Below are 18704 nucleotides of genomic sequence, written 5' to 3' on the forward strand. Positions count from 1 at the left end.
GTCCTCAGTTCTGCTTTATCTCCGAGCCTTTCATGATGATGTCGCTCGAAGCATTGACGTTTATCTTTCCCGAACCCTTAACAGTGATATCCTTACCCTTGATGGTAATCGTTCCGTCCTTTTTCATAACGATCTCGGCGCTCCCGGTTTTGATCGTGACGGACTCCTTGGCCTCGATGGTCAGGTTCTTGCCGACCACGATGCCCGCGTCCTCGCCGACCTGGGTGAGGCTCTTTTTACCGATCTTGAGCTCGTGCGCCCCATTGACCTGAGTCGAAGCGTCCTCGCCGACCTTGATGATATGCGTCTTACTGATCTGCGTGTTCTGGGCACCGCCGATCTTGACGCCCTGATCGGAGCCGATCTGTATGCTTTGGCTGGCTCCGACTTTCCAACTGTCCGACGCGCCGATATCGTGGCTTTGACCGATGCCGACAGTCACCGAGCGTGACGCGCCGATGGTGTTGGTCTGCACCGCACCCACAGTCCTGGTCTCGGCGGCGCCGACGCTGTCGATGCGCGCGGCGCCAACCGTGATGGTCTGGATCAGCGCCACAGTCTGCGTGTGGTTGGCGCCGATCGTCTCCGTCGAATTCGACCCAATATTGATCGTCTCGTTCGACCCCACCGTCAGCGACCTGTTCACCCCCACCGTCTCGGTATCGTTGTTGCCGATATCCGTCGTCTGGTCGACGCCAACCTTGACCGTCTTGTTGTTGCCGACGTCCTCGTCGAGGTTGTGGCCGACGGAGTGCTTGGCGTCGTGGTCGATGCGGTCGGACTGGTCGTGCTGCACCAGCTTGGTGCGGTCGTTCTTGATCAGAAGGTTGTGGTCCTTCTGAGCCTGGAAATTGACCAGTTCGGAGCCGGCCTTGTCCTCGAACATCAGCTCGTTGTAACCGCCGCCGCCTTTCGAGGAGTCGGATTTCCAACCGGATTGCGTGGCGCTGCCCGGCAGCCCGTAGGGCGGCATCTGCGAGGCGTTGTAGACGCGGCCGGTGATGATCGGCAGATCGGGGTCGCCTTCGATGAAGTCGACGATCACCTCCTGGCCGATGCGCGGGATCTGAATAAAACCCCAGCCGCTGCCGGCCCAGGTCTGCGACACGCGCACGAAGCAGGAGCTGTTCTGGTCCTTCTTGCCGAGACGATCCCAGTGGAACTGCACCTTCACCCGGGCATATTTGTCGGTGAATATTTCCTCGCCGGACGGGCCGACCACCGTCGCCGTCTGCGGGCCGCGCATGATCGGCCGTGTCGTGACCCGCGGCGGGCGATAGGCCAAGGCGGTCGGCGCCACGCCGAGGATCACCTTGAAGTTCTCGCTTTCAACGTCGGCAAAGGCTCTGTAGCCGGGATCGAACAGCCTGTATTCGGCGCTGACCACCAGATATTCCTGGTTCTGGTCTTCCCTCGGGAAGCCGTCCAGCTTGAACGTGCAGCCGGAATACAGGCCGCGCACGGTACCGACTGCAGCAATGCGCTGGTGCACGGCCTGGATTTCCTCGCGCCGTATCGCGGCCAGGCTGTCGCCGCGGCCAACGTCGAGATGCGCGCCGGGCTGGCGGTAATTCTCGCCCGCGGCCAGCTTGTGACTGAACGGCTGGGCGGATTTGGCCATCAGGTCGGCGCCCGGCTTCTCGAAATCATAGTCGGTATGGACATAGGCGCCCGGCCGCACCGAGCTGCCTGGAATCCATTCGGTGATGTATTCGACATCGCGCCGGGAGCCCTGCCCTTCAAAGTGATAGGGCACCTTTTCATAGCCCGGCGCCGGCTTGAGCTTGTTCATGGCATCGGCCAGCACAAGCGTGTGCTTGCCCTCGTCGTGCTCGAAGAAATACAGGATGCCTTCGTGCTCGAGCAGCCGCTGCACGAAATCGAGATCGCTCTCGTCATACTGGACGCAATACTCACGCGGCGGATAAGTGCCTTGCAGGCGCTTCTCGAATTTTGCCGTGCTGTATTTCGAGAAAACCTCCTCGACGATTTCGATGACGCTCATGTTCTGGAAAATGCGGCAGTCGGTGGTGTTGCCGAGAAACCAGAGCCATGGCCTGATGACGGCTTCGTAGTAGGCCAGGCGGTCCTCGATCCGGGTCAGCCGAAACTCGGAGACAAGGCCGCTGAACCAGCGTTTGGGATCGGATTCACCTTCGATCGAAACCGCACCACCCAGCATCTTCAGCGGATCGATATCAGGGCTGTTGCTTACGAACCCGACCGTATAGGCCAAACAACGACTGATCTCATCGCGCCCGACAAGATGCGTGAAGGTCAACAGCTCAGCGCCAACCGGCGTCTGCACAACCGTGGCACGTTCGTTCGGCATGGGTCGTGCCCCCTCCCGCCGCTCGTTTCCGCCTGAGCCTAGCACATGTCTTGCACCGACCAAAGGGGACCCTTGGTGACTGCAGCCTCGTCGCGTTCAGATTCATCGACTTGAACGCTTCTGTGCCGCCGCGCTCAGAAATTGCTGGTATAATGGGGTGTCCTGGGTGAGTTTCCCGACAGGATCGACGGCGATTTTGAATGTTCATCAGGCTGCAGATCAACAATGTCGTCTCGCTGCCCGCCGGTATGTCGACCGGCTACTCCGCTCGTGATCGCAGCTTTGAAATCGGCCGCGAGGCCTGTGACTGGACCTTGCCCGATCCCGACAAGTTCATCTCCGCCAGACACTGCGAAGTGCGTTACCAGGCAGGCGCGTTCTGGCTGCACGACATCTCGCGCAACGGCACATTCATCAACGGATCGACCCAGCGCATGGCCGGCCCTCACCGGCTTGGTCAAGGCGACCGGTTGCTGATCGGTCGCTATGTCGTCCTGGTTTCGATTGATGACGAGCGCGCCGCGACAGGGCATCCTCAAAGCAGCCACGGTTCGACGCAGCGGCAAATGCCTGTCGCAACCGGCCGGCCGCAGGATTTCGGAGACCAGCCTTTCTTCGATCCGGTGGAGCAACGGCCCGGGCAGAGAGCACCGGTGTCGACGCCTTCGCCGCCCGCGCCGCTCGCTTCGACGAGAGACGAGGTGCTGCGGGACATCGCGATCGCAGCCGGCATCGCGCCGGAATTGCTTCAATCGCGTGATCCGCATGAAGCGGCTGCCGAAATCGGCGCGGTGCTTCGGACCGTTGTCGAGGAGCTGGCCCAGCTGCTGAAGGCACGTGCGGCGGCGAAAATACTGGCCAAGAGCACACAACGGACGATGATCAGTGCTGCCGATAACAATCCCCTAAAATTCGTCCCGGGAACCGATGACATCCTCGAAATCATGTTTGCGCGGCGCAGAGCCGGCTATCTTGATGCCAGGCACAGTATCGAAGACGCATTTCGCGATCTCAAGACGCACGAGTTCGCCACCTATGCAGCCATGCAAGCTGCGCTCTCTCGGCTGCTTGACGAGTTGTCGCCTGAGGCGATCAGCAAAAAACTCCCACCGACGTCATTCACATCGAAGAAGGGCCTGGCTTGGGATGCCTTCGTCGCCAAATGGCGGACCATGGAGGAAGCACACGAAAACGGAATGCTGGACATATTCCTGGCCTATTTCAGCGAAGCCTATGCCAAAGCCGACAAGCAAAAGTAGACCGGGAGGACTGAACCTGGCAGATGCCCCGGAAATCGGATCGGTCTGCTGGTGGAATGTATCAGAGCGTCCTTGGCGAGCCCAAAGATGTGGCGCTGTCGTTGGCGAAGAAAAATTCTTTCGCAGCGCTGCATCTGGTTCCAATCGACCATTTCTAAGCTTACGATCACTTACGACAGTTCGCCAGCGGGTAAGGCTGATTGACCTGGGGTCTGCGGCACATGTCATGTTACGGCGGGATAGAAAGATATAGCCGACCTTTCTCCAGACACTGCCCTCGTCAGCAGCGCCTGCAGTTCCTGCGCCTGCAGTCCCTGCGCTTGACCGGGGACCGTTTTGCCCGGTTATGGCGCACACGCGGCACCCGCGCGTGGATGGACGTTTGGCGATGAGCTCGAAGGACGATCCTTTCGGCCCAGCGGGCAAGACAGTTATTCGCGCACCGCGCCGCGCTGAGAAATCAGCGCCCGATCCTCAGGCGGCCGTTCCCGACGCCGGGCGCCCCGGTCCCTCGCCGGTCAAGGATTCAACGGTTTTCGATCCGGTCGCTCGGCATGCACCGCCGGGCTGGACATCCGGAACCGTGCTTTATCAGGGTGCAGACCCCGGCGCAGCGGCGGCAACCGGCTCCTTTGCGGCGGCGCCGGGCATTCAGCAGGACATCCTGCTGCATGCCACGGACAGCGTCAAATATTCCGCAGCAAATCAGATCCTCGCCGCGGCCGCGCCTTTGCTGATGCTGTTTGGCCAGCTCAGGCTTATGGCTGTCGAAAGACAGGCGGAGCAACTGGCGGAACATGTCGCCGAGGCGATCGAAAAATTCGACCGGACGATGGAGAAAGCCGGTGTTCCCGAAGAAGATGCACGGATCGCAAAATTTGCTCTCTGCGAAACCGCTGACGACCTCATCGGCAACCTGCCTTGGCCCAAGACAGACGCCTGGGCGCAGCACAGCATGCTGTCACAGTTCTTCCACGTCGCGCCCACCGGCTCGGGCTTCTACCAAGCGCTGAACAAGATATTGGCCGCGCCGGAGGCTCACTACGATTTGCTTGAACTGATGCATGCCTGCCTGTCGCTGGGGTTCGAAGGCCAGTATCGAGGCCTTGCGCGCGACGACAACAATCTCGAACGCGTTCGACGCGACGTCTACGAGACGCTTCGTTACTTCAGGGCGCGCGCCGACGACGACATCTCGCCCCACTGGCAAAGCCTGGCGGTGTCCAGCCCACAGTCGTCGGCCCGGTTGCCGCTCTGGGTGATTGCGGCGGCTGCGTCGGCGCTGCTGACGGCGGCATTCTTCGCGTTGCGGGTCTTCATCACCAGCGAGGGCGATGCCCTTGCCGGCAGGTTGCTGGCGCTCGATCCGTCGACGCCGATCGCCATCGAACGCGCCACCGTGGTGCCGTCGGCTGCGCCGGTGAAGGTCGCTCCGCCTGTCGCCCCTACCCGTTCCCAGATCGATCGCATCCATGCGGCACTGGCCAAGACCATCGCGCGCGGCGGGCTGAGCGTCGGCACGCAGGGCAGGTTCATCATCGTGGAGATCAACAATGTCCTGCTGTTCCCGTCCGGCAGGGCGGAGATAAAACCGGAGTTTGCAGCAATCGCCGCGGACATTGCCGCCGCACTGGAACCGGAGCCTGGACCGATCATGATCGTCGGCCACACGGACAATGTGAAGCCGCGGAAATCGAGCCCGTTCAAATCCAACTTCGACCTTTCCATCGCCCGGGCGAAGGCCGTCGCAGCTGTCATGGCGCCACGGTTCAGCAAGCCTTCCCGGATCACCGTCGACGGCAAGGGTGAAGACGAACCGATCGCCGACAATGCGACGCCGGAGGGCCGCGCCCAGAATCGCCGTGTCGATTTGATGATCCCCAAGGAGGAAACACTGTGAGCACGGCCATTTGGACGCGCCCATGACGCGCTGGCTGCTGCGGATATTCAGCGCGATCGCGCTGGCCGGTTTCGCGGCAGCCGTCTGGTTTGCCGGACCATTGATCCGCTTTGCCGACACTCGTCCGCTGGCACCCGTCTGGCTGCGCGTGACGATCATCGGCGTGATCGTTGCGATCGCGACGCTGTTTTATGGAGTGCGTTTCTGGCAAAAGCGAAAGGCGCAAAAGGCGCTCGAGACGATCGTCGCCCGCAATGACGACAGGGATGACGACTCGCAGGTGCTCGAGGCTCGTATGAATGAAGCCATCGCTGCGCTCAAGCGGTCGAGCGGCAAGCGCAATTTCCTCTACGAGGTTCCCTGGTACGTCGTCATCGGCCCGCCCGGTGCCGGCAAGACAACGGCGTTGGTCAATTCGGGCCTGAATTTTCCGCTTGCTGGTTCCGGGAACGCCCAGCCGGTGGCCGGCGTCGGCGGCACACGGTCCTGCGACTGGTGGTTCACCGATCAGGCGGTGCTGATCGACACCGCCGGACGCTACACCACGCAGGATTCCAATGCGCAGAGCGACAAGAAGAGCTGGCTCGCCTTCTTGTCGCTGCTGAAGGGATACCGCACAAGGCAACCGATAAACGGGGTTATCCTGGCCATCAGCCTTGCCGATCTCATCAGCCTCGATGATCGGCAGCTTGACGTCCATGTCGTCGAAATACGCAGCCGTCTGCGCGAAATTCACGAAACACTGAAAATCCAGTTCCCGGTGTACCTGCTCTTCACCAAGGCCGACCTTGTCTCCGGTTTCATGGATTATTTTGGCGATTTTGATGAGCAGCGCCGCCGCAAAGTGTGGGGCGCGACATTCCAGACCGCCGATCGCAGCAAGAACATGGCCGGTGAGGCAGCGGCCGAATTCGACGCATTGGCAAAGCGCCTGGCGGAGGAGATGGCCGACCGCCTGCAGGAAGAGGCCGATCCGGTCGCGCGCATAGCCATCTTTGGCTTTCCAGCTCAATTTGACGCACTGAAAAGCCGTATTGCCAGTTTCGTCGCCAGCCTGTTCGATCCGGCCCGCAGCCAGGTGAATGTCAGCCTGCGTGGACTCTATTTTTCGTCAGGCACGCAGGAGGGCACGCCGATCGACCAGGTGCTGGGCGCAATCGGTCGCAGTTTCGGCAGCGCTTCTCGCGCCCATCTTTCCGGCACCGGCAAAAGCTTCTTCTTGCATGATCTTCTGACCGGCGTCATTTTCGCGGAATCCGGCTGGGTTTCATACGACAAATCGGCTGAAAGGCGTGCAGCGTTCGCCAGGTATGGCGGCCTTGGCGCAATAGCATTGATGGCTGCCGCGGCTCTGGGCACCCTGGCCCTGAGCTTTACGGCCAACAGGTCGCTGATCGCTTCCACCACGCAAGCTGCAAGTCAGTATCGCGAGACGGCAGACCCGCTCCTCAAAAGCACGACGGTCGCCGACGTCGACCTTGAAAACGTCATCGGCCCGCTCGACCAGTTGCGTGAACTGCCGGCCGGGTTCGACACCAGTGACTTGCCGACCCCGATCCAGGAGACGTTCGGCCTCAGCCAGCGGGAAAGACTTCTTTCGGCATCGATGACAGCTTACCGGCAGGCGCTGGAGCGCATGTTCCGCTCGCGCCTGCTGCTTCAAGCCGAACGGACGATCCAGGCCAGGATGGCTGATCCCACCGCGCTCTACGAACCGCTGAAGATCTACATGATGCTTGGCGGCAAGGCGCCCAAGGTCGATGACGAGTTGATCGTGTCCTGGATGCGGCAGGACTGGGAGCAGAACCGGTATCCGGGTGAAAACAACCGCGAGGGACGGGCGCAACTCGAAAAGCATCTGCGGGCCATGCTTGCGCTGGACGACGCCTATGATCCGGTCTTCGAACTCAACCAGCCACTGGTCGAAGCCGCTCAACGCTCGCTCGGACGCATGAGCCTTGCCGATCGTGCCTCTGCCCTGGTGCAGTCGGCGGTATACGCCGCAGCGCTGGATGATTTTTCCGTCTCCGTCAAAGGCGGCCCGGAAGCGCAGCTGTTGTTCGAACGTGTCGATGGCGGCGATCTGTCAGGCCTTCGCGTTCCCGGTATCTACACCTATAGCGGCTTCAACAACTTCTATCTCGGGCAACTCTCTCGCATTGCGCAGATGCTTGTCGATGACCAGTGGGTTCTCGGCGGCGGCGCCGAGCAAGGTGGCATCGACCAGGAGTTGCCAAAACTCGGTCCCGAACTTGTCGAGCGCTATGGCAGGGAGTTCGCCGCGGCGTGGAACGGCGTTCTCGACAGACTGAAGTTCAAGGCAATGCTGAAGGACAAGCCGCACTATATCGCGCTGTCCGCCGCCGCGTCACCAAGCTCGCCAATCGACCAGCTGTTTACGGCGATAGCCGACGAAACAGCGCTGACGCGAGACGCTGGTTCCGGCGAAGAGTCAGGCTCCGGGGCCGAAGCCGGCATGCTTCAAAACCAGCCGCAAAACGCTGCAGACATCGCCAGCGGATTGGCCCGCATCGGCATTCAAATCGCCGGCGGCAAATCGCAAAGCCGGGCCGGCACAGGGTCCGCCGGCGGGCAAAACCAGAACCCCGGGGCGAACATCGAAGCGCAATTCAGATCATTTCAGGCTTTGGTGAACGGTCCCGCCGGACGCCGCCCAATCGATGCACTGACCCAGAATTTCCGCGACATCCATCAAAGCCTGCAATTGGCGGCCGATGTCCCTTCGCAAACGGAACGCGCCAACATGAATCTGCAGCTGCAGATATCCACCCTTCGCGCCAATGTCTCGCGGCTGCCCAAGCAACTCGCCCGAATGGTTACTGCGACCGCCGACGAGCTTGACGGCAACGTTGCAGAAACCTCGCTGACGAATTTGAACCAGATGCTCGATGAGAGGGTCACGCGCGCCTGCGAGGAGATGGTCGAGGGCCGTTATCCCTTCGCCAGCGATGGCCCGGAGGATATTGCGATGGCGGATTTCGCGAAACTGTTCGCTCCAGGCGGACTGATGGACCGGTTCTTCGCACAGAATCTGGCATCGCTGATCGACATGACCGGCCAGGACTGGAACTGGAAGCAGGATGCGCGTTTCGGGCGCGACCTGTCGAAGTCGACCTTGAAAAACTTCCAGCTGGCGGCGGAAATCCGCAACGCCTTCTTTCCTTCAGGTAGTTCGGTGCCGTCGGTCAGTGTCACCTTTACGCCGTTTTCACTGCATGGCGATGCCGATACGGCGGTACTCGACGTCGATGGCCAGATCGTCCAAAGCAACCAGGCCGGCAACGCGCCAAGCACGGTGACCTGGCCGAGCGGCATGGCTTCCGCGTCCGCGAGCCTGAGCCTCATGCCGGAGATGCCGGGCCGTGAATCCGCGATCAAGTTCGACGGTCCGTGGGCACTGAAGCGCCTGCTGGACAAGGCCGATATCACCAGCACCGGCGGCAACACGCAAGCCCGCTTCGTGATTGGCGGACGCGATGTCGCCTATACGGTCCAGACCAGTTCGGACCAAAACCCTCTCTTCCTTCCAGCGCTTTCCGGGTTCAGCTGTCCAAAGGCGTTTTGAGATGATTTTTGAATTTTCCAATACGGTGCGGCTGTCCATCGGCAACAGATGGGCGGACGTTGATTTCGATACTCTAACGTTCGAGCCTGTGGCAAACTGGCGCGAGCGAGCGCCTGACGGTGCGCCGCAGAGGACGCTTGAGAAGCGCTTGGTGGCAAAGTGAACAATGTCGCCCTTCCCTTTGAAAGCTTCGGCGTTAGCCACAGAGGCTGTGTCCGTGAGCTCAACGAAGACAGCTATCTGGTCGAGCCGGAAACCGGCCTGTGGGTGGTGGCCGATGGAATGGGTGGACATGATGCCGGGGAAGTCGCTTCGGCCAGCATTGTCGATCATCTGGCAACGATCGGCATTGCAAGCTCTGCACCGGATCTACGCGCGCGCTTCGAGGACCGGCTGAGCCGGGCCAACGCCGAAATCCGCAGGATATCGCAATCCCGCGGCGTAACCATTGGCTCCACCGTCGCCGCCCTGCTGGCGATGGATGGGCGGTTTGCCTGCCTGTGGGCAGGCGACAGTCGCGTCTACCTGATCCGCAACGGCTCGATCTCGCAGATTTCGAAGGACCATACCGAAGTCCAGGAACTTCTCGACAAGGGCATGATCAGCGCGGCCGAAGCGCTCGCCTGGCCGCGCCGCAACGTGATCACGCATGCGGTCGGCGTCAGCGACGAGATCGTCATCGATTTCCAGCAAGGCGAAATCATGCCCGGCGACATATTTGTGCTGAGCACCGACGGGCTGACAGCGCATGTCACAGACGCCGAGATCGAGGCGGCGGCGGTGTCGGCGACACCTCAGGCGGCATGCGAAAACCTGCTGCAAATGGTGTTGGCGCGCGGGGGAACGGACAATGTCACGATCGTGCTCGTGAAGATCGGAGACGGGCGCAATGGGGCCTATCCCGGTCCTTCCAGAGCGGAAGGTTGAGGCTGATGAGCGCCGACGACAAGACGCGGATATCGCCTGACGTGGCCACCACAGCCGTAGGCACGCAACTCAGCGGCATCTATGAACTGGACGAGCGGATCGCATTCGGTGGCATGGGCGAAGTCTACCGTGGCCACAACATCCAGACCGGCGACCATGTCGCGATCAAGATTGTATTGCCCGAGTTCGCCCGTGATCAGACGATCCTGTCGCTGTTCCGCAAGGAAGCGTCGATCCTCAATCATTTGTCGCACGACGCAGTCGTGCGATATCACGTCTTCACGATCGACCCCGGTATCGGACGCCCCTACCTCGCCATGGAATTCGTCGACGGCCAATCGCTGTTCGATATCATGCGACGTGGCCCGATGCCGACGGAAGACGTGCGCAAGCTCTGCCATCGTCTGGCTTCCGGCTTGAGCGCCGTGCACCAGGCGGGAGCAATACACCGCGACCTCTCCCCGGACAACATCATCCTGCCGGGAGGCCGGGTCGACCGCGCAAAGATCATCGATTTTGGCATCGCGCGGTCGGCGACCATCGGCGGCGAGACGCTGATCGGCGGAAAGTTCGCGGGAAAGTACAACTATGTTTCTCCAGAGCAACTCGGGCTGTACAGCGGCGATGTCAGCGAGCAATCCGACATCTACAGCCTGGGCCTGGTGCTGGCTGCTGCTCTGCGCGGGAAACCGATCGACATGGGCGGCTCCCAGTACGAGATCGTGGAAAAACGCCGAACCGTTCCGGACCTCTCCGACATCGACGCCGATTTTCGTGGAATTGTCGAGGCCATGCTGCAGCCGGATCCACAAGACCGGCCGATCAGCATGGCCGATATCGCCAGGGCGACACGTGACGACACGGACGAGGAGACGAGGCCGCCAACGTCGATCACACCGCGCGACCGGACGCCGCGAACCGGGGGAACCGCCGCGCCTGGCCCCAAGCTTCCCGGCCCCAAGCTTGCCGGTCCCAAGATGGCAAGTCAGCCTCCGGCGGCTGCCGGTGAGCAGCGCTTCGTTCCGCATGTCCGGCCGGCGCTTCTGTCCGAGCCAAGGCCTTCGCCAGTTGCCGGTCCTGCTCGGGCGGTTTTGCCAAAGGTCCCGGCAAAGTCCACCAAGACCCGATCGATCGCAATCGCTGCCTTGGCGACATTGGCTGTCGCGTCGGGTGCAGGCGTTTATCTCAGCGGCCTGATGACGCCTTCCACGCCGACCGCCGGCGATACATCGGTTTTGTCTCCAAAAGCACCCAAACCGGCCGCGACGGACAGCGCTGCAAATTCGCCGGGCGATGAGCCGGCAAAGGCAGTTCCACCTGAGCAGTCACAAACAGAAGCCACTGCGCCGCCAGCTGAAAGTCAGGCAGGTGCCGCGGCGGATCAAAAGTTGGAGCCGGCACGGCCCGCCGAAGTACTCTCACCATCCGAGGACACCGCGGAGCCGGCGGCATCCGCAGAAATCTCGGAGCCGGCGGCAGCCGAAGCGCAGCCGCCAGCTGAAAGTCAGGCAGATGCCGCGGCGGACCAAAGGTTGGAGCCGACGCGGCCCGCCGAAGTCCTCTCGCCATCCGAGGAAACCGCGGAGCCAGCGGCAGCCGAGGCGCCATCGCCAGCTGAAAATCGGGCAGATGCCGCGGCGGATCAAAAGTTGGAGCCGACACGGCCCGCCGAAGTCCTTTCGCCAGCCGAGGAAACCCCGGAGCCGGTTGCGCCGCGCATCCAGGTCGCGCCCAAGCCGCCGGCCGACAAGGCTTCGCCCCCAGCGGTCCAGCCCGAAATGATGGAGAGCCGGAAGCCCGATCAGCCGGCCAGCCAGCCGGCACAACCCAAGGCGGCCGGGCGGGTGCCCGAACCCGCGGCAAGCCAGACGGATGATGCGAACGCAAAACGGCAGCGGTACGAGCCGGCGCCAGGCAAACAGCCGAGCGAAGCCACTGTTGCCTTGAACGTGCCGAAACCGGACCTGCCGCCCAAAAATGCCCTCGACCACGCTGCGCAACGGGTCTCCTGGGTGCGGGACTTCAACGGCGGCGACTGTTTCTATGCGACATTGACGTCGGCAACCGAAGCCGCCGTCGCGATCGAAGGGTTGGGCACCGAGGTCCAGCCGTTCGAACGAATGCTGTCCGATTTCCAGGCAAGATTCCGTGTCGAACCGGACATCAGCGTCCGCCTCATTGAGCCGGCTCAATGCGAAGTCACCAACTTTCTGCGCTTTCTGGACCAGATGCCGGCTGACAAGCCGCAGCTTGTTCTCGATCGAACGACGGTGCCGAGCGGCTCGCCGATCGGCGGCACGCTGGTGACGCATGGCGGCCTCATTTCCAGCGTGCTGCTGATCGACCACAGGGGCATGGCATTCAGCCTCGACGATCGTATCCTGGCGCAAGCGGACAAGGCCACCTTCAACATTCCGATCGATCTCGGCGCAGCCGACAAGGCGGCCGGCAAGGTCGTGCCGCAGATCATAATGGTGATCACGGGTCCACAGGATATTCAAGCTGCGGCGTTCTCCGCGCCGATACCAGCCGCGCAGCTGCTGCCCAGGATTCTCGACGAGATCGACGCCAACCGAGCTGAGTTCTCCGCAACGGCAAAGTACTTCCGGCTCGGCGGGTAGCATGGACGCCGATGGACCTCCGCCGCTCGCGTTTTTCCTTCCTGACCGCTGTGCCGCCCAACAATCAGCGTGACCGGCTTCGCGGCCTGCTTGCTCTGAGAGGCCGTATCAGACTTGCGGTGATGTTGGGCGCGACGTTGCTGGCTCTCCTGTCCTCCCACGAAGCGCGCGCCGAATTCACCGTCTGCAATCAGACGCTAGACGTCGTCAATCTCGCTGTCGGCCAGAAGGTCGACAATGCGGACCAGACCGATGGCTGGTGGACCATCGGCGCAAATCAGTGCGTGAACGTCATCCGCGAGGAACTTTCGAACCGCTACATCTACATCTATGCGACGGACGTCTTTGGCCATGCGACCCTGACCGGGTCGACCGAAATGTGCATCGACCGGCGGCGTTTCTCGATACGCGGCATCGATGAATGCTGGCAGCGCGGCCATATCGCCGCACGATTTCTCGAAGTCGATACGCTTGAACAGGTGCGGTGGACCTTTTTTCTGACCGGAAGCAATCCGTGACGCACAGTATCGACACAAGCTTCAGGTTGAAAAAGCAGGCGCGCGCCGCCCTGCGCAGACGCAGGCTCTGGCGCAGGCTCCTTGCCGGTCTTGCTGTCGCTGTCCTGTTGTCGATCGCTGCCGGCTTCTATCTCACTGCGGATTATTGGTCGTTTGGCGACGAGGATGAGGAGTTGCACGCCGTCGAGGGAACCGACGATGTGCCAGCCGACGCATCCGTCTATGTGCCTGCCATCATCGATCTCGCAGGCGACCCGATGTGGATCACCCTTGCGCCCGACACCGGCGCCGCGACAAAAAGCCAGGTGATCCCGCGCCCGGCAGAACTCGATCAGGCCGGCGTTTCTCCCCAGATCGAAATTCTGTCTGACGTGATGCTTAGTGCCAGCGAAAAGTTCATGACAACGATACCGTCGACGCAAGAAGATTTCGCATTCTTCCAGGCGCAGCGACAGACCGCGCCGGCGCCATCCAACGAGCTGCAAAACGATGTTCAGCCACCGCCCGTTGCGAACGAGGCTCCGGTTGCTTCGGAGCCGCAGGATGATGCCGAAGCAGGTTGGGGCGAAACAATCGATTCAGGCGAGGCAGCCCTTCCCGCGTTCCAGAAAACCCAGATCGAAAACAACACCAGCGTTGCAAATGTCGTCAGTGAACATCAACGATACCAGGCTACCGAGGACATTTTCGTAAAGATCCTCAACGACCGCAGCCTGGACAGCGTTGCGCTCGATGCGCATTTCTCCGCCGAGGATGCCAAGCTGGCAGGCGAAGCCCTGAAGGCGCTTTTCAATCGGGAGAGCCTTGAGCCAGGTCATGTCGTCGCGATGCGCGGTTTCAGGCCGACGCGCGAGACGACAACCATGTCCCTCATGCAGGTTTCGATCTACGCCAAGAACGTATTTGTCGGCACGCTGACCCGCAATGCCGCTGGTGCATTTGTGTCTGGTGTCGACCCTTGGGTGCGCGAAGACCTGTTCAACTACTCGGGTGCACAGGCGCAAGGCACGCACAAAAGGCAATACCGGCTGCTCGACGCGATCTACTCGACAGCAGCACGCAATAAAGTCCCGACCGGCGTGATCGGAGAGGCGATCATGTATCTGTCGCGAGGACAGGATCTGGATGCCTTCGCCAGCGAAGACCAGCGTCTGGTCCTGATCTATTCGCAAAAGCCGCGTGGCAAGGAAGAGACGGCCGGACGGGTGCTGTATGTTGGCGTCCAGGGTAGCGAAAAAAGCCTCGACTGTTTCGTGTTCCAGCAGACCGACGGCCAGTTTGCATGCGTTAGCGGCGACGATCAGGTTCGCTCGCTGACAGTCGCCAACGGCATGGTCACGCCGGTCAACGGGGTCATGACCTCCACTTTCGGCCCACGCAAGCACCCAATCCTCGGAACCGTTCGCATCCACAAGGGCGTGGATTGGGCGGCGCCGCTGGGCACGCCGATAGCCGCCGCCTTCGACGGCGAAATCGTCTTTCAGGGTGATGGAAGTGGTTACGGCAATCTGGTGAAGATCTCGCACGGAAACGGCAGCGAGACGCGCTATGCGCATATGCAGAAATTCGCTGACAAGGGCGGTGTCGGCGCGAAGGTGAAGGCAGGCGAAATCATTGGCTATATCGGCACCACCGGTCTTTCGACTGGGCCGCACCTGCATTTCGAACTCTATCGCAATGGGCAGGCGATCGATCCGCTGGGCACGGTTACGGCAATCGCGACGGACGCTTCCGCTGTCGAAACGCTGACCGAGCGTATCGTTCAAGTCGAAAGTGGCGGCAAGGCCCGCGCCAAGAACCCACTTTCTTCGGCAACCGGCGCCGGTCAGTTCATAACCAAGACGTGGATCAGGATGATGAACACCTACCGCCCCGAACTGGCGCGGACACTGTCAACCGCCGACCTGCTCGCTCTGCGTTTTGACGCCACCATCTCGCGCGAGATGGTCAGCAATCTGGCGCGCGAAGGCGAAGCCTATCTTCGGGCGCGCGGCCACCAGATCACAGCCGGCCGGCTTTATCTCTGTCATTTCCTGGGGATGGAAGGCGCCCATCAAGTGTTGTCGTCGCCGGGCTCGGCGCAATTGAGTGCCGTGCTCGGATCGGCCGTCATTCAAGCCAACCCGTTTCTCACCGGCAAGTCCGCCAGCTATGTCGTGAGCTGGGCCGAAAGGAAAATGGGGCGGAAGCTGAGCCCGGCGATGGTTGAAGTGAGCCAACAGACAACGACAACGACGGAAGTCCGGCAGACATCGCCCGAGTTCGAAAAATACAAGCAGGCGATCACGGCTCTCATAAGCTCGACGCAGAATACGCTTTGAACCTGCTTCTCGAGGCGTGCGAGTTTGCCGTTAGTCCATTGGTGTTCCCTGCTGCCAAGTAGCCAACTTTTTTTCGGGCCTTTGTGAACCAAAACTGTGGTCGAGATCACATACGCCCAGGAGCCATTTTGGCATGCGCAGATATCGATAGTGTGCCCCTGGCGGGGCGGAGGGCTGGACCATGAAAGCATTTGCCGTCTTTCTGAGCGGGTTTGTCCTGTTTGTCATCACGTCGCTTGGAGCCGAGGCTGCCGCGTCTGATGCCAAACGCGTGGCACTGGTCATCGGCAACAGTAAATATGCCCATGCCGTTGCCTTGCCCAATCCCGCCAACGATGCGCACCTCATCGCATCCACGCTACGCAATGCCGGCTTCCAGGTGATCGAGGGGCTCGATCAAGACAATGCAGGCATGCACAGCCTCATCAGTCGGTTTACCGAGCAATCCTACGATGCCGAGCTCGCCGTCATTTTCTATGCCGGTCACGGCATGCAGGTAGACGGCAAGAATTTCTTGATTCCGGTAGACACCGAACTGACATCGCCCGCTCATCTCAAGACCCGCACCGTTCAGATCGACGACTTCATGGCGGCGTTACCAGCCGAGCCGGCGATCGGCGTCATCATCCTCGATGCCTGCCGCGACAATCCATTGGCCAGGACGCTGGCCGCCTCGATGCCGAAGAGCCGTTCCGCCTCGTTTGGCTCCGGACTGGCGCCGATTGAAGCAAAATCGGACGGCGTTGGAACCGGCGGAGTCTTGATTGCGTATGCAACCGACCCCGGGGCCATCGCTTTCGACGGAAACGGCCTAAACAGTCCCTACTCCGCGGCGCTCGCCAGGCACCTGACTGAACCCGGCGTTGAAATCCAGAGCGCGCTGACGCGTGTGCGCGGCCAGGTGACCGAAACGACACAAGGTCGCCAAAGACCTTGGCACAACGCATCACTGGGACGCGAGGTCTTCCTGGGACAGTCCAAAGCGGAAGCGGCGCCTGCCACAAAACCGATCGCTGGTGCGTCCGGCGCGATGAGGGCTCCTGCCCCGGTGACCAACGAGCCTCCTTCCTGGGAGGTTGAGCAGCGTCTGTGGGACGAAGCTTCCAAGCGCAATTCCATTCCGTTCTACGAGGCCTATCTTGAACAGTTTCCGAGCGGCCGCTTCGCCACGATGGCACGGCTGAACATCGACCAGTTGAACGAACCGAAGGCCGAAGATCGGCAGGTCGCGGCAGTCGATGAGGACGAGGCCAACGCAATTTCCGGCTCAGCCGTTCGCACCTCGGTTGGAGTTTCGGACGAGGTGAAGCAGGCCCCGGGCACCGAGTTGACGGAAAGCGCGATCGGTCTCGATCGCCAGGGCCGTATCGATCTGCAGTTGCGCATCGAAGCCTTGGGCAACGAGCTTGGCCGTATCGACGGAAACATAGGCCCAAAGACCCGCCAAGCGATCGGCATCTGGCAAGCGAAGAACGGCCTGCCGCAGACGACCTTTTTGACACGCGAGCAACTGACGTTCCTGGTGATCCAGACGGATCCAATGATGGAATCGGTGCGCGCCAGATACGCTGCCGATCTGGCTCGAGCACAGCCAAAAAAACAGGTGCAGCAGGCCCGCACGAAAAAGCCGGTGGCACAGAAGGCCCGCACACAAAAGCCGGTGGTGGCACAGAAGCCCCGCAGACAGCAGATCGTGGTTCGACGGGAAGTTCCGCCGCCGGACAACAACGACTTCCTGACCAAGGCGCTGATTTTCGGCACTGGTGTGGCCGTGGGTGGCGTGCTCAACTACAACTGACGAGCCAGTTTCAGGCGTGTCGACGTGGGCCGTGCCTCGGTGGTCGGAGCGGCCCTACTCGGTCCTTATCCGCATTTCCACCCGGCGGTTTACCGGATCGAATGGATTGGGGTTGCGCGGATTCGCTTCGCCCAAGCCTGTCGCTTTGATGCGGGCAGGATCGACGCCGTTGGAAGTGAGGAAGGTCGTTACCGATCTCGCTCTTCGTTCCGACAGTCCCTCGTTGTAATCAGCCGAGCCGGATGCATCGGTGTGACCCTCAACTACGAAGTTCAAAGTGCTCAGTCGGCTGTCCTTCAGTGCCTTGGCAAACTCGTCCAGTTCAGCGCGCGCAGTCGCATCGAGTTCCGCAGAATCAAGGCCGAAATTGATCAGCATGTCGAGGCTGGTTTTTTCGGCAGGCGCTGCTTTGCTCTTGCTGTTGCACTCTTCTTCGGTGCCGACGCAAATTCCACGCGGCGGGCCGAACTCGCTCGCCGCGTCAAAAAACTTCACGATGTCTTCTGATTTCTGAAGCGGATCGGCAAAAGCATGGGTCGGAAAAAACGCGACCGTAAACACGAAGGCTAAACTGCCCAACCGCATAACGGTTACTCCTGTCTTGAGCATCGATTTCATCGACTGCGGACAATACCAAATTGCGAGGCGGTTGTCTGTCAATAAACGTCAAGCATACGAGTGGTCGAGGGCCGTTGCATCTTGCCAGGGACTGGAGACTTGACCCGCCCCGTCCAGGGCTTCAGTGTCGATTGTTCCCTGGGGAAAGCGTGGCGCCATGGCCAATGAGCTTCGATTCAAAACGGCACGGGACCTTTTCATGGCCTGCCCCGCTGTTTCCAGGGACATGGTGGCACTTCCGACCGAACAGCCTTCAATCGAATTTTGCCGCGCCCTGCTGGCCGGGCGGGTGCCCGAGGAGGCGATTACGTTCTGTGCCTATCTGCTTCCCGAGCGGGCTGCGGTGTGGTGGGCGCATGAATGCCTGAGCCACCTCACCGTTCTGCTCGACGGCAGGGACCAGGAGTTGCTTGCGGTTGTTCGTGACTGGGTCAGCGAACCGGAGAGCCCTCACCATCGCCCGGAAATGAGCAAGGCTGCGGCAATGCCGCCAACAACGCCGGCCGCCTGGATTGCCGTGGCTGCAGGACGGCATGGCAACGGTTCGGCCATGGAGGCGCCAGCGCTATCGGCCTCGCCGCCAGCCGCCCGCGCTGTGAGTGCGGGGGTTCTGGCCGGACTGGCACGCGTTGCGTTGGAGGACCGCTTTTCAGTTCTTTCCGCGTTTGTCGAAATGGGCATCCAGTTGGCAGAGATCGAGGCGCTGCGCCAATCAGCGGATGCAAATTAGACCGTAGCCGGCGGGATCCGCGAGCGGGATACGTTCAAATTGAACTGAGCATCCGGCTCTATCTGTTTGATTTAGCCGCATTTCTGCGACGCCA

Annotated in this window: 12 protein-coding genes; 10 read left to right on the top strand and 2 right to left on the bottom strand. The window is 61.1% G+C overall.

All coding sequences use genetic code 11. The features are described 5' to 3' along the window. Positions 1-4 precede the first annotated feature (4 nt). Complete coding sequence (locus BQ8794_RS29015) at positions 5-2332, bottom strand: type VI secretion system Vgr family protein (RefSeq protein WP_077382203.1); 2328 nt, start codon at positions 2330-2332, stop codon at positions 5-7. A 200-nt stretch (positions 2333-2532) separates the two neighbouring features. Between BQ8794_RS29015 and tagH the strand changes: the two genes are divergently transcribed. The 9 genes from tagH to BQ8794_RS29055 all read left to right on the top strand — a co-directional run bounded on the left by tagH (position 2533) and on the right by BQ8794_RS29055 (position 17262). After that, positions 2533-3591 carry a type VI secretion system-associated FHA domain protein TagH gene (tagH, locus tag BQ8794_RS29020; RefSeq protein ID WP_077382206.1) on the top strand — a complete coding sequence of 353 codons (1059 nt, stop codon included), beginning with the start codon at positions 2533-2535 and terminating at the stop codon, positions 3589-3591. A 388-nt stretch (positions 3592-3979) separates the two neighbouring features. Beyond that, on the top strand, positions 3980-5491 hold the full coding sequence (gene tssL / locus BQ8794_RS29025) for a type VI secretion system protein TssL, long form (protein ID WP_077382209.1): 1512 nt from the start codon (positions 3980-3982) through the stop codon (positions 5489-5491). Between the two features lie 22 nt (positions 5492-5513). Next, positions 5514-9077 carry a type VI secretion system membrane subunit TssM gene (gene tssM, locus BQ8794_RS29030; RefSeq protein WP_077382212.1) on the top strand — a complete coding sequence of 1188 codons (3564 nt, stop codon included), beginning with the start codon at positions 5514-5516 and terminating at the stop codon, positions 9075-9077. A gap of 1 nt (position 9078) precedes the next feature. Then, positions 9079-9240: a hypothetical protein gene (locus BQ8794_RS35820; RefSeq protein WP_167378871.1), complete on the top strand. Its 162-nt coding sequence runs from the start codon at positions 9079-9081 to the stop codon at positions 9238-9240. After that, positions 9237-10004, top strand: coding sequence for a PP2C family protein-serine/threonine phosphatase (locus BQ8794_RS29035; RefSeq protein WP_077382214.1), 768 nt, complete (start codon positions 9237-9239; stop codon positions 10002-10004). The genes BQ8794_RS35820 and BQ8794_RS29035 overlap by 4 nt, the downstream gene beginning before the upstream one ends. A gap of 5 nt (positions 10005-10009) precedes the next feature. Then, positions 10010-12625, top strand: coding sequence for a serine/threonine-protein kinase (locus tag BQ8794_RS29040; RefSeq protein ID WP_077382285.1), 2616 nt, complete (start codon positions 10010-10012; stop codon positions 12623-12625). An 11-nt stretch (positions 12626-12636) separates the two neighbouring features. Beyond that, entirely contained in the window at positions 12637-13143 is a 507-nt protein-coding gene (locus tag BQ8794_RS29045; RefSeq protein WP_167378872.1) for a DUF1036 domain-containing protein, read from the top strand. Next, positions 13140-15464 (top strand): M23 family metallopeptidase, encoded by a 2325-nt coding sequence (locus BQ8794_RS29050; RefSeq protein WP_077382216.1) that lies wholly within the window; start codon positions 13140-13142, stop codon positions 15462-15464. Before BQ8794_RS29045 ends, BQ8794_RS29050 begins: the two co-directional genes overlap by 4 nt. 181 nt (positions 15465-15645) lie before the next feature. Beyond that, complete coding sequence (locus BQ8794_RS29055; RefSeq protein ID WP_077382218.1) at positions 15646-17262, top strand: caspase family protein; 1617 nt, start codon at positions 15646-15648, stop codon at positions 17260-17262. 54 nt (positions 17263-17316) lie between these two features. Here the strand turns inward: BQ8794_RS29055 and BQ8794_RS29060 are convergent, their stop codons facing one another. Further along, positions 17317-17847: an OmpA family protein gene (locus BQ8794_RS29060; RefSeq protein ID WP_077382289.1), complete on the bottom strand. Its 531-nt coding sequence runs from the start codon at positions 17845-17847 to the stop codon at positions 17317-17319. Positions 17848-18079: 232 nt separating this feature from the next. Between BQ8794_RS29060 and BQ8794_RS29065 the strand changes: the two genes are divergently transcribed. Then, a complete protein-coding gene (locus BQ8794_RS29065; protein ID WP_244555136.1) occupies positions 18080-18610 on the top strand; it encodes a DUF6931 family protein in 531 nt (176 codons plus the stop codon). The last annotated feature ends 94 nt before the right edge of the window (positions 18611-18704 follow it).

The organism is Mesorhizobium prunaredense (assembly GCF_900156895.1).
In the GTDB taxonomy this organism is placed as follows: domain Bacteria; phylum Pseudomonadota; class Alphaproteobacteria; order Rhizobiales; family Rhizobiaceae; genus Mesorhizobium; species Mesorhizobium prunaredense.

Bases quoted from the DNA above. Each gene is read 5' to 3' on its own strand.
- tagH (WP_077382206.1), top strand. From the start codon at position 2,533: ATGTTCATCAGGCTGCAGATCAACAATGTCGTCTCGCTGCCCGCCGGT.
- tssM (WP_077382212.1), top strand. From the start codon at position 5,514: ATGACGCGCTGGCTGCTGCGGATATTCAGCGCGATCGCGCTGGCCGGT.
- BQ8794_RS29015 (WP_077382203.1), bottom strand. From the start codon at position 2,332: ATGCCGAACGAACGTGCCACGGTTGTGCAGACGCCGGTTGGCGCTGAG.
- BQ8794_RS29060 (WP_077382289.1), bottom strand. From the start codon at position 17,847: ATGCGGTTGGGCAGTTTAGCCTTCGTGTTTACGGTCGCGTTTTTTCCG.
- BQ8794_RS29055 (WP_077382218.1), top strand. From the start codon at position 15,646: ATGAAAGCATTTGCCGTCTTTCTGAGCGGGTTTGTCCTGTTTGTCATC.
- BQ8794_RS29065 (WP_244555136.1), top strand. From the start codon at position 18,080: ATGGCCTGCCCCGCTGTTTCCAGGGACATGGTGGCACTTCCGACCGAA.
- tssL (WP_077382209.1), top strand. From the start codon at position 3,980: ATGAGCTCGAAGGACGATCCTTTCGGCCCAGCGGGCAAGACAGTTATT.
- BQ8794_RS35820 (WP_167378871.1), top strand. From the start codon at position 9,079: ATGATTTTTGAATTTTCCAATACGGTGCGGCTGTCCATCGGCAACAGA.
- BQ8794_RS29040 (WP_077382285.1), top strand. From the start codon at position 10,010: ATGAGCGCCGACGACAAGACGCGGATATCGCCTGACGTGGCCACCACA.
- BQ8794_RS29045 (WP_167378872.1), top strand. From the start codon at position 12,637: ATGGACCTCCGCCGCTCGCGTTTTTCCTTCCTGACCGCTGTGCCGCCC.